At 69.2% G+C, this 12,932-nt stretch carries 11 protein-coding genes; 2 read left to right on the top strand and 9 right to left on the bottom strand.

Translation table 11 applies throughout. The features are described from left to right. Window positions 1-82: 82 nt before the first annotated feature. The 6 genes from G6N23_RS08675 to yajC all read right to left on the bottom strand — a co-directional run bounded on the left by G6N23_RS08675 (window position 83) and on the right by yajC (window position 8,661). Window positions 83-2,407: a RelA/SpoT family protein gene (locus G6N23_RS08675; protein ID WP_085260577.1), complete on the bottom strand. Its 2,325-nt coding sequence runs from the start codon at window positions 2,405-2,407 to the stop codon at window positions 83-85. A gap of 99 nt (window positions 2,408-2,506) precedes the next feature. Beyond that, window positions 2,507-3,052 (bottom strand): adenine phosphoribosyltransferase, encoded by a 546-nt coding sequence (locus G6N23_RS08670; protein ID WP_085260544.1) that lies wholly within the window; start codon window positions 3,050-3,052, stop codon window positions 2,507-2,509. After that, a complete protein-coding gene (locus tag G6N23_RS08665) occupies window positions 3,049-4,707 on the bottom strand; it encodes an ABC transporter substrate-binding protein (RefSeq protein WP_085260543.1) in 1,659 nt (552 codons plus the stop codon). Before G6N23_RS08665 ends, G6N23_RS08670 begins: the two co-directional genes overlap by 4 nt. A gap of 4 nt (window positions 4,708-4,711) precedes the next feature. Beyond that, complete coding sequence (gene secF / locus G6N23_RS08660) at window positions 4,712-6,040, bottom strand: protein translocase subunit SecF (protein ID WP_085260542.1); 1,329 nt, start codon at window positions 6,038-6,040, stop codon at window positions 4,712-4,714. A gap of 4 nt (window positions 6,041-6,044) precedes the next feature. Next, complete coding sequence (gene secD / locus G6N23_RS08655) at window positions 6,045-8,192, bottom strand: protein translocase subunit SecD (RefSeq protein ID WP_165758689.1); 2,148 nt, start codon at window positions 8,190-8,192, stop codon at window positions 6,045-6,047. 160 nt (window positions 8,193-8,352) lie between these two features. Beyond that, window positions 8,353-8,661: a preprotein translocase subunit YajC gene (yajC, locus tag G6N23_RS08650; RefSeq protein WP_085260541.1), complete on the bottom strand. Its 309-nt coding sequence runs from the start codon at window positions 8,659-8,661 to the stop codon at window positions 8,353-8,355. A 179-nt stretch (window positions 8,662-8,840) separates the two neighbouring features. Here yajC and G6N23_RS08645 point away from each other — a divergent pair, with 179 nt between their 5' ends. Together G6N23_RS08645 and gabT are read left to right on the top strand one after the other, a co-directional pair. Further along, entirely contained in the window at window positions 8,841-9,161 is a 321-nt protein-coding gene (locus G6N23_RS08645) for a hypothetical protein (protein WP_085260540.1), read from the top strand. Between the two features lie 48 nt (window positions 9,162-9,209). Beyond that, complete coding sequence (gabT, locus tag G6N23_RS08640; RefSeq protein ID WP_095174196.1) at window positions 9,210-10,550, top strand: 4-aminobutyrate--2-oxoglutarate transaminase; 1,341 nt, start codon at window positions 9,210-9,212, stop codon at window positions 10,548-10,550. A gap of 3 nt (window positions 10,551-10,553) precedes the next feature. Here gabT and ruvB read toward each other — a convergent pair whose 3' ends face one another. Genes ruvB through ruvC form a run of 3 tightly spaced genes read right to left on the bottom strand, consistent with a single transcriptional unit; the run spans window position 10,554 to window position 12,747 of the window. Beyond that, window positions 10,554-11,606 (bottom strand): Holliday junction branch migration DNA helicase RuvB, encoded by a 1,053-nt coding sequence (gene ruvB, locus G6N23_RS08635; protein ID WP_085260538.1) that lies wholly within the window; start codon window positions 11,604-11,606, stop codon window positions 10,554-10,556. Next, window positions 11,603-12,193: a Holliday junction branch migration protein RuvA gene (gene ruvA / locus G6N23_RS08630; RefSeq protein WP_085260537.1), complete on the bottom strand. Its 591-nt coding sequence runs from the start codon at window positions 12,191-12,193 to the stop codon at window positions 11,603-11,605. The genes ruvB and ruvA overlap by 4 nt, the downstream gene beginning before the upstream one ends. Beyond that, a complete protein-coding gene (gene ruvC, locus G6N23_RS08625) occupies window positions 12,190-12,747 on the bottom strand; it encodes a crossover junction endodeoxyribonuclease RuvC (RefSeq protein WP_085260575.1) in 558 nt (185 codons plus the stop codon). Before ruvC ends, ruvA begins: the two co-directional genes overlap by 4 nt. Between the last annotated feature and the right edge of the window lie 185 nt (window positions 12,748-12,932).

Raw genomic sequence — 12,932 nt, 5'->3', positions numbered from 1 at the left:
CCCTCGCGCCAATTGGGGCTGCCAAGTGGGGCTGCCAAGTGGGGCTGCCAAGTGGGGGCTGCCACGTGGGGCTCGGGCCGCCTCAGGCCGCGGAAGTCACCCGGTAGACGTCGTAGACACCCTCGACGTTGCGGACCACGTTGAGCAGGTGCCCGAGATGCTTCGGGTCGCCCATCTCGAAGGTGAACCGGCTGATCGCCACCCGATCGCGCGACGTGGTGACCGACGCCGACAAGATGTTGACTTTCTCGTCGGCGAGCACCTTGGTCACATCCGACAGCAGCCGGTGCCGGTCCAGCGCCTCGACCTGAATGGCCACCAGGAACACCGACGACGGCGACGGCGCCCATTTGACCTCGATGATCCGCTCGGCCTGCTGGCGCAGCGCGTCGGCGTTGGTGCAGTCGGTGCGGTGCACCGACACGCCGCCGCCGCGGGTGACGAAGCCCATGATCTCGTCGCCGGGCACCGGGGTGCAGCACTTGGCCAGCTTGGTCAGCACGCCGGGCGCGCCGGGCACCGCGACGCCGACGTCGTCGGTGTGGCGTTCTCTGCGCGAGATGGTCAGCGGGGTGGACCGCTCGGCCAGGTCCTCTTCGGCCTGGTCCACCCCACCGAGCTGGGCCACCAGCCGCTGCACCACGTGGTGCGCCGAGATGTGGTTCTCACCGACCGCGGTGTAGAGCGCCGACACATCGCTGTAGTGCAGTTCGCGGGCGACCGCGGCCATCGACTCGCCGTTGACCAACCGCTGCAGCGGCAGGCCGACCCGGCGCACCTCGCGGGCGATCCCGTCCTTGCCGGATTCCAGCGCCTCCTCGCGGCGCTCCTTGGCGAACCACTGCCGGATCTTGGCCTTGGCCCGGGGTGACACCACGAACTGCTGCCAGTCCCGGGACGGCCCGGCGTTCTGGGCCTTGGAGGTGAAAACCTCTACCACTTCGCCGTTTTCGAGCTTACGTTCCAGTGCCACCAGGCGGCCGTTGACGCGGGCGCCGATGCAGCGGTGGCCGACTTCGGTGTGCACGGCGTAGGCGAAGTCGACGGGGGTCGAACCGTTGGGCAGGGTGATGACATCGCCCTTGGGGGTGAAGACGAAGATCTCCTTGACGGCCAGGTCATAGCGCAGCGACTCGAGGAACTCGCCGGGGTCGGCGGCCTCTCGCTGCCAGTCCAGCAGCTGACGCATCCAGGCCATGTCGTCGATCTCGGTGGCGGCGTTGGGGTGCGGAACCCCGTTGCGGCCCTTGGCTTCTTTGTAGCGCCAATGCGCGGCGATGCCGTATTCGGCGGTGCGGTGCATCTCGCGGGTGCGGATCTGGATCTCCAGCGGCTTGCCCTCCGGGCCGATCACCGTGGTGTGCAGGGACTGGTAGACCCCGTAGCGCGGCTGGGCGATGTAGTCCTTGAAGCGGCCGGCCATCGGCTGCCACAGCGAGTGCACCACGCCGACCGCGGCGTAACAGTCCCGGATCTCGTCACACAGGATCCGCAGCCCCACCAGGTCGTAGATGTCGTCGAAGTCGCGGCCCCGCACGATCATCTTCTGATAGATCGACCAGTAGTGCTTCGGCCGTCCCTCGACAGTCGCGCCGATCTTGGACTTCGCCAGCGTGTTGACGATCTCGGTGCGCACCTTGGCCAGGTAGGTGTCCCGCGACGGCGCCCGGTCGGCCACCAGTCGCACGATCTCCTCGTATTTCTTCGGGTGCAGGATCGCGAACGACAGGTCCTCGAGTTCCCATTTGACAGTGGCCATACCCAGCCGGTGAGCCAGTGGCGCAATGACTTCCAGCGTCTCGCGGGCTTTGCGGGCCTGCTTCTCCGGCGGCAGGAAGCGAATGGTGCGCATATTGTGCAGCCGGTCGGCGACCTTGATCACCAGCACTCGTGGGTCACGCGCCATCGCGATGACCATCTTGCGAATCGTCTCGGCTTCGGCCGCGGTGCCCAACACCACCTTGTCCAGCTTGGTCACCCCGTCGACCAGGTGGGCGACCTCGTCGCCGAACTCGCCGCCTAGCGCCTCGAGGGTGTAGCCGGTGTCCTCGACGGTGTCGTGCAACACCGCGGCCACCAGCGTGGTGGTGTCCATGCCCAGCTCCGCCAGGATGGTGGCGACCGCCAGCGGATGCGTGATGTAGGGGTCGCCGGAGTGGCGCAACTGGGTGGCGTGCCGACCTTCGGCGACCTCGTAGGCGCGTTGCAGCAACGCCAGGTTCGCCTTCGGGTAGAACTGCCGGTGCACCGCGACCAGCGGCTCCAGCACCGGGCTCAGCGCGCCGCGTTGGGCGGTGATCCGGCGGGCGATCCGGGCGCGCACCCGCCGGGAGGCGCTGGTCGGCACCTTGAGCAGGTCGGTGCGCTCGGTGGGCGAGTCCTGGGCAGGAGGCTGGAAGACCGCCACCGGCTGACCACCCTCGGCGTCGCGCCGGTCCCGCTCGGAGCTCTCTTCTGAGCCCTGATCAAAGCCCACGTCGCTCACCTCCGACCTCGAGAATATCGGCTAAACGAGGCGCAGGCTCATGAGCCGCAACGGTGCCACCGCGGCGCGTCCGCCCATATCGGCCAACTCCAACACCACCGCGGCCGCGACGACCTCGGCTCCGGCGCGCTGCAACAACCGGTGCGTGGCAGCCAACGTCCCGCCGGTGGCGAGAACATCGTCGAGGATCACCACCCGGCGGCCGGCCAAATCGATTCCGTCGGCCGGGATCTCCAGCACCGCCTGGCCGTATTCGAGCTGATAGGACTCCGACAGCACCGGCGGCGGCAATTTGCCGCCTTTGCGGACCGCCAATGCACCCACCCCGAGCCGGGCGGCGACCGCGCCGGCCAGCAGAAATCCGCGCGCGTCGATGCCGGCCACCACCTCGGCTCCGGCAGCGAACCGGGCCAGCGCGTCGGTGACCGCGGCCAGCCCCGCGGCGTCGGCGAACACCGGGGTCAGATCTTTGAACGCGATTCCCGGGACCGGGAAGTCGGCCACTTCGCGGGTCAGCGCCGCGATCACCTCGTCGGCGGCATCGTCGGACCGTCCGGCTGGTCTCACTGTTGCAGCGCCCAGCGGTCCATGTTCCAGCCGGCCCCCCACCGGGTGGGGTTGGCGGCCACCCCGTACGTCTTCTTCGACGACAGCAGGGTGCGTTGCTGACGGTACAGCGGCAGGGTCGGCATATCGGCCCACAGCACCGGGCCGCTCTCGGTCAGCAACCGGACCATCTCGGCGGGGTCGGCGGTGACGGCCAACGCGGAGATGATGCCGTCGATCTGGTCGTTGTGGTAGCCGGACAGGTTGTTGCCGTTACCACTGAACAGCTCGTAGGCGTCCATCGCCGACGACCCCGTCGAGCCGCTACCGGTGGACCCGCCGGTGCTCGCCAGCAGCACGTCGATCTGCCCATCCCGCAGCGCCTCCGGCCCGATGCCGTCGGACGCCACCTCGGTGACGGTGATCCCCGACGGCGCGCACGATCCGCTGATCGCCCCGACCACCGCGGCCAGCCGGGTGTTGGGTCCGCGGTAACCGATCCGCACCGTCAAAGGTTTGCCGCCCAGCGTGTCGCGGGCCGCGTCGGGATCGGCGTGCGCGAACTGCTCGGCCTCGGGCACGTTCTCGGCCTGGTCGAACGCATCGTCGATGGCGGTGTTCAGGCGCGAATTGACCATCGGCACGCCGGCGTCCCGGGCGATCACGTCACGTGGGGTGCACAGCGCCACCGCCCGCCGCGCCGGGATCTCCGACAGCGGCCCGGACGGGGCGAAGATCAGCTGCTCGATACCGCCCGACGGGGTGTCGCTGCTCTGGTAGTCGTCGGGGGTGATCAGCGATCCGGCGGACCCGGTCGCCACGTCGACGACCTCCACGACGCGCTTGTTGACCCGATCGGCGATGTCGGAGCCCTGTGGCCACACCGTGATCCGCTTGGTGACAGGCTTGGCGCCCCACCAGAGATCGTTGGCGACCAGCACCACAGCGCCCCCCTCGAGCACCGAGTCGATCTTGTAGGGTCCCGACGACGGGAAGTTTCGCAAGTCGGCGTTGTGATCGAGCCGCCAGGTGGTGTTCCAGGCCGCGGCGACTTTGGGCATGATCTCCTCGACCGGTCCCAATCTGCCCAGCACCGCCTCGGTGACGTTCAGGCCGAGCTTGTCGCTGAGGATGTGCGACGGCATCATCGAGGTCGCGGTGAACAGCTCCTCGTGGTCGACGATGTTGCGGTCGGGGAAGAACGACACCCGGGCCTTCTTGGTTCCCGGCTCGCAGTCGATGTGCTCGATGTCGAGGTAGCCGGCTCGGCTGGCGGCGTCGAAGCCGCCGAACCGCCCGGATTGAGCAGCCCAGGCCAGCACCAGGTCGTCGCAGGTGATGGGGTGGGCGTCGGAATAGACCGCCGCCTCGGCGATCTGGTAGTCCAGCACCAGCGGCGCGCGGCCGACTACCGAGATGCTGCCGAAGTCGTGGTCGGTGACGATCTGGCCGTCCGGCCCGTGATAGCCGAAACCGGTCAAGGTGCGCGAGAACGCCTGGGGCGCCGCCGAGGCGGCGCCGGCCACCGAGGTGGTGTTGTAGGTCATCAGACCGCCGTCGACGGCGTAGTCGATCTGATCGACGGTGGCGCTGGTGCACGCCGAGACCGACCACGCACTCACCGCTGTGGCGACCGCCACCAGCAGGGCCGCCGCGGGCCGACAGCGGGCCGCCACGGCGTTACCGTCCGGCGTCCGGCTTGCCGGTCGGACGCTGGGTACGCCGGCTGGTGGGCCGCGCCGGCTTGGCGCCCGGCGCGGGGCCGGCCGGAGAGGACACGGGGGTACCCGCGTCCACGGTCGCCTCGTCCTCGTCCTCGACGGTGTCGGTGTCCTCGGCGGTGTCGTCTGAGCCGACCGATGTGGACTTGGCACCGGTGGCGGCGCTGCGTCGCCGCATCACCCGGCGCGTGTGGTTCTGCACCAGCTCGGTGCGTTCCCGAAGGCTGACCAGCAGCGGAGTGGCCAGGTAGATCGACGAATAGGTGCCGACGATGACCCCGACCAGCTGCACCAGCGCGAGGTCCTGAAGCGTTCCCACGCCCAGCAGCCACACCGCGACCACCATCAGTGAGATGATCGGCAGCGCCGAGATCAGGCTGGTGTTGATCGACCGCATGAAGGTCTGGTTGACCGCCAGGTTGGCCTCTTCGGCATAGGTGCGCCGGGTCTTGTGCTCGAAACCGTGGGTGTTCTCCTCCACCTTGTCGAACACGATGACGGTGTCATAGATGGAGAACCCGAGGATGGTCAGCAACCCGATCACGGTGGCCGGGGTCACCTCGAAGCCGACCAGTGAATACACCCCGGCGGTGACCAGGACGTCGAAGACCATCGAGATCATCGCCGCCAGCGTCATGTACCACTCGTAACGCACGGTGATGTAGAGCGACGCCAGCAGCAGGAACACCACCAGCGCGATCACCGCCTTCTGGGTGATCTGCCCGCCCCAGGTCTCCGACACCGCCGAGTCGCTGATCGCCTGCCTGCTGGGCTGCCCGTCGGGACCGGCGGGCTGGAACGCCTCGAACAAGGCGTCGCGCAGCTTTTCGGTCTGGTCGTTGGTGAGCGTCTCGGCGCGGATCTGCACGGTCGCGCTACTGCCGTTGCCGACCACCACCACCGACTCGGGGCTGTTGCCGACACTGTTGCGGAAGACCTCTTCGACCTGGGTGACCGAGGTGTCCCCACGCGGGAACGAGACCTTGGTCCCGCCGGCGAAGTCGATACCGAAGGTGAAGCCCCGGATAAGGATGCTCAGGAGGGCGATCGCGACCATCGCGCCGCTGATCGCGTACCACATCCGCCGTTTGCCGATGACCTCGAACGCACCGGTGCCGGTGTAGAGCCGCGACAAGAAGCTGTGCTTCGGCGGCCGCGGAGTGCCGGTGGTTTTGCGGGCCGTCTCCTCGACGGCGGTGCGGCTCTCGCTGAGTTCGATCGCGGCAGCATCGGTTGTCGCGGACTTCGTCGCGCGCTTCGTGCCGCCCTTGGTGCTCGGTTTGGCCATCTGGCTATCCCTGTCCCGTCGACTGGGCGGTCACCCGCGCGCCCGTTTTGGCTCCGGGTCTGCCTCCCGGTCTGGCGCCCGCCCTTGCTACCGCTCGCCGCTCGCGTGCGACCTGCTGAACCGCGCCGAGGCCGTTGTAGCTCGGCTTGGCCAGCGTCGGTGACTTGGACGCCAGGTACACCAGCGGCCAGGTCACCAGGTACACCACCACCAGGTCGAGGATTGTGGTCAGCCCCAGCGTGAACGCGAAGCCCTTCACCTGGCCGACCGCCAGGAAGTACAGCACCGCCGCGGCCAGGAAGGTCACCGCGTTGCCGGACACGATCGTCTTGCGGGCCCGCGTCCACCCGCGTGGGACCGCGGAGCGGAATGAGCGGCCTTCTCGGATCTCGTCCTTGATGCGTTCGAAGAACACCACGAACGAGTCGGCGGTGGTGCCGATACCGATGATCAGACCGGCGATGCCGGCCAGGTCGAGTGTGTAGTTGATGTATCGGCCCAACAACACCAGGATCGCGTAGACCATGGCACCGGCGAGCACCAGCGACAACGCGGTCAGCACCCCGAGCACCCGGTAGTAGAGCAGCGAGTAGATCAGCACCAGCGCGAGGCCGATCGCACCGGCGATCAGGCCCGCCTGCAGCGAGGTCATTCCCAGCGTGGCCGAAACGGTTTCGGCTTCCGACGCCTCAAATGACAGCGGTAGCGACCCGTACTTCAGTACGTTGGCCAACTGACGCGCGGCGTCCTGGGTGAATCCCGGTGAGCCGCCGGTGATCTGGGTGCGTCCGCCGGGGATCGCCTCTTGGATCTGCGGTGCGCTGACCACCTGCGAGTCCAGCGTGAACGCGGTCTGGGTGCCGATGTGGGCCGCGGTGTAGTCGGCCCAGATGTCGGCCGCGGCGCTCTTGAACTGCACCTGGACGATGTTGGCGCCGCTGCGCTGGTCCATGCCCGAACTGGCGTCGGCGATCTGGTCGCCGCTGATGATCGACGGCGCCAGCAGATATGCAGTCTGATGGTCCTCCGAACAGGTCACCAGCGGAAGGTCCGGGTCGTCGTTGCCGGCCAGAATGTCTTCCTTGTCGCACCGGCTGGCCTGGATCTGCAGGGCCAGGGCCTGCACCACCTTGTTGTCGCTCTGCCGCAACCTCTTCTCTGCGGCGATGCGGGCCGCCAGGCCCTGCGGCTGGCCCGGCTGGCCAGGCTGGCCGGGAAGGGGCGGCATGCCCGGCAGTTGCGCTCCGGGGCCCGGCGCCTGACCCGGCAGGGGGGCGACCGGGGACTCCGGGCCGCCCGGAGCCTCGGTGCTGTTCTCCGGACCGGGGCTGTCCGTGGTGGTGCCCGGCGACGGGGTCGGCTCCTTCGGGTAGGGCCGTGGTTGCGCGGGCGGCGTCAGCGGCTGCTGCGGAAGCGACTCACCGTTCCCGCCGAACGGACTGTTGCCGCCGAACGGGCTGTTGCCGCCGAACGTGCCCTCGCCGCCGCTGCCGCCCCCACCGGGCAGGCTCTGCTCGCCGGAACCGGACTGGCCGCCGGTGGCCGGAGAACCGGGCATTCCGGGGATTCCACCCGGGACACCGGGGACTCCGCCGGGCATTCCGGGGATTCCGCCCGGGACACCGGGGACTCCACCCGGGATGCCGGGCACTCCACCCGGTGCACCGGGGACTCCACCCGGGACACCGGGAAGCCCCGGCGGCAGGCCGGGTCGGCCGGGTCCGCCGGGAAGTCCGGGCATCTGGCCGCCGCCGGCCTGCTTGGCCTCTTCCACCGACACCCCGCTGATCACCGGCCGGATGTAGAGCCGGGCCGTCTGCCCGAGAGTGCGCGCTTCGTTGCCGTCGCTGCCCGGCACCGTGATGACCAGGTTGTTGCCGTCGATGATGACCTCGGACCCGGACACCCCCAGACCGTTGACCCGCGCACTGATGATCTGTTGCGCCTGGTTGAGCGCGTCGCGGGTCGGGGCGGAGCCGTCCGGTGTGCGGGCGGTGAGCGTCACGCGGGTGCCGCCCTGAAGGTCGATGCCGAGCTTGGGTTCGGCCAGCTTGTTTCCGGTCAGGAACACCAGCAGGAAGACGCCGATGAGCATTGCCAGGAACACCGCCAGGTTGCGGGCAGGGTGCACCGGCGCCGAAGGCGATGCCACGTTGTTGAGTCTCCTTCGCTCATTGCACGATGCGCTCTCGCGATCGTCGGGGCTGGTCCGCGCGGGGTCGGCTCGCGACGATCAGTTCGACTGCACCCGCAAAGGGTACGTGCCCGGCTGGCTGGCTCGGTCGTTGGGCGGGTGTTCCGCGCGTCGGAGGCTAGGCGTCTTCGGTGGCCTGCTCAACCGCGGCTTCGGCGGCGAACTCCTCCGGCTCGATCTTGTCCCGGATCGCCAGTTTCATCCAGGTGGTCACCACGCCGGGCGCGATCTCCAGATCGACGGTGTCGTCGGTGATGCCGGTGATCGAGGCCTGCAGTCCGGAGGTGGTGTGAACACGGTCACCCACCTGCAGCGACTCGTGCAGGTCGATGGTGGCTTGCATCGCGCGCTTCTGCCGTCGCGAGGCGAAGAACATGAACGCGCCCATGACGACGAGCAGTGGCAGGAAGGCAACCATGTTGTTCATGACGACGACCGATCTTTCGATTTGTTCTTATTAGTCTTCGGCACCGGGCCAGGTGTGTGACGGGCCGCTGTGATGACAACAGTGTGCCACTGTGTGGCGCGACTCCGAGTCGGTACCGCTGTTCGCCGCTTAGGCTGTGGGGAAATCGGGGGCCAGGATTCTGATGGGAAGGTAGGCCGATGAGGAACTTTGCGTGTGGTCTGGCTACCGCTGTCGCATTGGCGGCGGCTCCCCTGGCGGTCGGGGCGATCGCGGCGCCGGCCGTCGGTTGGGCCGCGCCACTGGACTGCCCCGGCGGCCAGTACTGGGAGCCGAGCACCAACACCTGCATGCCCCTGGGCCAGGGCCCCACCCCGCTGGACTGCCCGGGCGGCCAGTACTGGGAGCCGAGCACCAACACCTGCATGCCCCTGGGCCAGGGCCCGACCCCGCTGGACTGTCCGCCCGGCGAATGGTGGAACCCCTTCGGCAACGCCTGCCGGCCGCTCGGCCAGGTCTGAACCACGGCAAGGATCCCTGAGGACCGCTAAGGAGACCGCCCGATGTCTGTGCCGCCGCTGCCGCAGAGCCGTCACCTGGCCACCGAGATCCCCGGCCCCGGCTCGGTGCGGCTGGCGGGGCGCCGCGCGGCGGCCGTGGCGCGCGGGGTGGCCAGCACGTTGCCGGTCTACGCGGCGCGCGCCGCCGGGGGCATCGTGGAGGACGTCGACGGCAACCGGCTGATCGATCTGGGCTCGGGCATCGCGGTGACGACCGTCGGCAATGCCGCGCCGCGCGTGGTTGCCGGGGTGCGTGAACAGGTCGGCGAGTTCACCCACACCTGCTTCATGGTGGCGCCCTACGAGGGGTATGTGGCCGTCGCCGAGGCACTGAACCGGCTCACCCCGGGCAAATTCGAGAAGCGCTCGGTGCTGCTCAACTCCGGCGCCGAAGCCCTGGAGAATGCCGTCAAGATCGCCCGGTCCTACACCCGTAAATCCGCGGTGGTCGCGTTCGACCACGGCTATCACGGCCGTACCAACCTGACGTTGGCACTGACGGCCAAGTCGATGCCCTACAAGAGCGGGTTCGGGCCGTTCGCGCCCGACGTCTATCGCGCGCCGGCGTCCTACCCCTACCGGGACGGGCTGGTCGACAAGGAGTTGGGCAGCGACGGCGAACGGGCCGCCGAACGCACCATCGGTGTGCTGGAGAACCAGATCGGCGCCAACAACCTGGCCGCGCTGGTCATCGAACCGATCCAGGGCGAGGGCGGGTTCATCGTTCCGGCGCCGGGTTTTCTGCCCGCACTGCTGGCGTGGTGCCGCGACAACGATGTGGTGTTCATCGCCGATGAGGTCCAGACCGGCTTCGCGCGCACCGGCGCGATGTTCGCCTGCGAGCACGAACCCATCGCGCCGGATCTGATCTGCACCGCCAAGGGCATCGGCGGGGGGCTACCGCTGTCGGCGGTGACCGGTCGGGCCGAGATCATGGACGCACCCCAGGTCAGCGGCCTGGGTGGGACGTTCGGCGGCAACCCGGTGGCATGCGCGGCCGCGCTGGGGGCGCTGGCCACCGTCGAAGCCGACGATCTGATCGGCCGGGCCCAGCAGATCGAGCGGGTGGTGTTCGAGCGGCTGGGTCGCCTGCAGGCCGACGACGACCGCATCGGCGACGTCCGTGGCCGCGGCGCCATGATCGCCGTCGAGCTGGTGCGGCCCGACAGCGCCGATCCGGACCCGGCGCTCACCAAAGCGCTGGCCACGGCGTGCCATCAGGCCGGTGTCATCGTGTTGACCTGCGGCACGTTCGGCAATGTGCTGCGGCTGCTGCCGCCGTTGACCATCAGCGACGAATTGCTCGCCGACGGCTTGGACGTGCTGGCCGGCGAACTGGCGAAGCTCTAACGATCACTCGAACAGCCCGGGTTGCCCCAGTCCCCCCGCCCCGGCCGGCGGCACCAGGCCCAGGTGCGTCCAGGCCGCCGGGGTCGCGACCCGGCCCCGCGGGGTACGGGCGATCATCCCGGCGCGCACCAGAAACGGCTCGCAGACCTCCTCCACGGTGGCCGCTTCCTCCCCCACCGCCACCGCCAGGGTGGACACCCCGACCGGGCCGCCGCCGAAACTTCGGGTCAACGCCGACAGCACCGCCCGGTCGAGGCGGTCCAGGCCCAACTCGTCGACGTCGTAAACGGCCAGTGCGGCCTTGGCCACGTCGCGGGTGATCACCCCGTCGGCGCGCACCTCCGCGTAGTCCCGCACCCGGCGCAGCAGCCGGTTGGCGATCCGCGGGGTGCCACGGGATCGGCGTGCGACCTCGACCGCGGCCTCGGCTCCCAGTTCGATCCCGAGGATCGTCGCCGAGCGCGCCAGCACCAGCTGCAGCTCGGCCGGCTCATAGAAATCCATGTGTGCGGTGAACCCGAACCGGTCCCGCAGCGGACCGGTCAGCGCTCCGGAGCGGGTGGTGGCGCCGACCAGGGTGAACGGTGCCACTTCCAACGGAATCGAGGTTGCCCCGGGGCCCTTCCCGACGACGACGTCGACCCGGAAGTCCTCCATCGCCAGATACAGCATCTCCTCGGCCGGCCGGGCGATGCGGTGGATCTCGTCGATGAACAACACATCGTGCTCGACCAAGTTCGACAGCATCGCCGCCAGATCCCCGGCCCGTTCCAGCGCGGGTCCCGACGTCACCCGCAGGGAGCTGCCCAATTCGCTGGCGATGATCATCGCCAGCGACGTCTTGCCCAGGCCGGGCGGGCCGGAGAGCAGGATGTGATCCGGTGTGCCGCCACGGTTCTTGGCGCCCTCGATCACCAGCTGCAGCTGCTCCCGTACCCGGGGCTGGCCGATGAACTCCGCCAGGCTGCGCGGACGCAGGCCGGCGTCGACATCGCCTTCGCCGATCGTCAACGCCGCAGACACCTCGCGGGCATCAGGTTCGTCGGTCTCGCTCACTTGGTCTTCCCCAGCCGGCTCAGCGCGGTGCGCAGGGCGTCAGAGGTGCTGGCCTCGGGATCCGCGGCGAGTACCTTGTCGGTGGCCTCCTCGGCCTGCTTGGCGGCGAAGCCAAGCCCCACAAGGGCTTCGACGACCGGTGCGCGCACCGCGTGACCGTTGAAGACCACGCCATCGGACGCGGCGACCGGCCCGATCTTGTCGCGCAGTTCCAGCACCAAGCGCTCGGCGCCGCGCTTACCGATCCCGGGCACCCGGGTCAGCGCGGTGACGTCGCCGTCGGCCAGCACCCGGCGCAGCGCGGTCGCGTCGTAGACCGCCAGCGCGGCCAGCGCGATCTTGGGCCCGATCCCCGACACCCCGATCAAGGTCAGAAACAGATCACGCGCTTCGGCGTCGGGAAAGCCGTACAGCGTCATCGAATCCTCACGCACAATCATCGCGGTGATCAACCGGGTCTCGCTGCCGCGGCGCAACATCGACAGCGTCGCGGGGGTGGCCATCACCTTGTGGCCGATCCCGGCCGCCTCGACCACCACATGATCGAGTGCGATGTCGATGACCTCTCCGCGCACCGAGGCGATCATGCCCGCGCCGCCTTGAGTTTGGCGGTGTAGCGGCGGCGCTGTTCGGCGGCCAGCGCCTCGGCGGCCGCCATCCGCGCGATCATCGGGGCGCGCCAGCAGTGGCAGATCGCCAGCGCGAGAGCGTCCGCCGCGTCAGCGGGCGTGGGCTTCTGCTGCAACCCGAGGATTCTGGTGACCATCGCCGTCACCTGCGCCTTGTCGGCGGACCCGTTGCCCGTCACCGCGGCCTTGACCTCGCTGGGGGTGTGGAAATGCACGTCGATGCCGCGCCGGGCGGCCTGCAGCGCGATCACGCCGCCGGCCTGGGCGGTGCCCATCACCGTGGAGACGTTCTGCTGGGAGAACACCCGCTCGACGGCGAGGACATCCGGCCGGTGGGTGTCCAGCCAGTGCTCGGCGGTGTCACTGATCGTCAGCAACCGCTGCGGCAGGGGCTGATCGGCGGGGGTGCGCACCACGTCGACGTCCAACGCCGTGACCTGGCGCCCCCGACCGCCCTCGACCACCGACAGCCCGCAGCGGGTCAGCCCGGGGTCGACACCCATCACCCGCACCACACGCTCCCTACCCGTAGTGAACACCTGTTCGAACAGTAGCGGTTGGCGCCGACACTCCCGGGTAGGACACGCGGAGCGCCGGCGGATCGCCCCGCCTCATCCCTGCCCGACACCGCGTTGAGGCACCCGTGCCCGGGCACCATGCCCCCGCCGGTGTGGCCGAAACATCCGCCGCGGTGATG

Origin of the sequence: Mycolicibacter terrae, from assembly GCF_010727125.1 — a bacterium.
In the GTDB taxonomy this organism is placed as follows: Bacteria; Actinomycetota; Actinomycetes; order Mycobacteriales; family Mycobacteriaceae; genus Mycobacterium; species Mycobacterium terrae.
The sequence above is the reverse complement of the archived record's forward strand: the minus strand, read 5'-3'. Positions and strand labels throughout refer to the sequence as shown.

What these genes read in the sequence shown, in the direction of transcription:
- secF (WP_085260542.1), bottom strand. Translation starts at nt 6,040, where the DNA reads ATGGCCAAACCGAGCACCAAGGGCGGCACGAAGCGCGCGACGAAGTCC.
- ruvA (WP_085260537.1), bottom strand. Translation starts at nt 12,193, where the DNA reads ATGATCGCCTCGGTGCGCGGAGAGGTCATCGACATCGCACTCGATCAT.
- yajC (WP_085260541.1), bottom strand. Translation starts at nt 8,661, where the DNA reads ATGAACAACATGGTTGCCTTCCTGCCACTGCTCGTCGTCATGGGCGCG.
- G6N23_RS08645 (WP_085260540.1), top strand. Translation starts at nt 8,841, where the DNA reads ATGAGGAACTTTGCGTGTGGTCTGGCTACCGCTGTCGCATTGGCGGCG.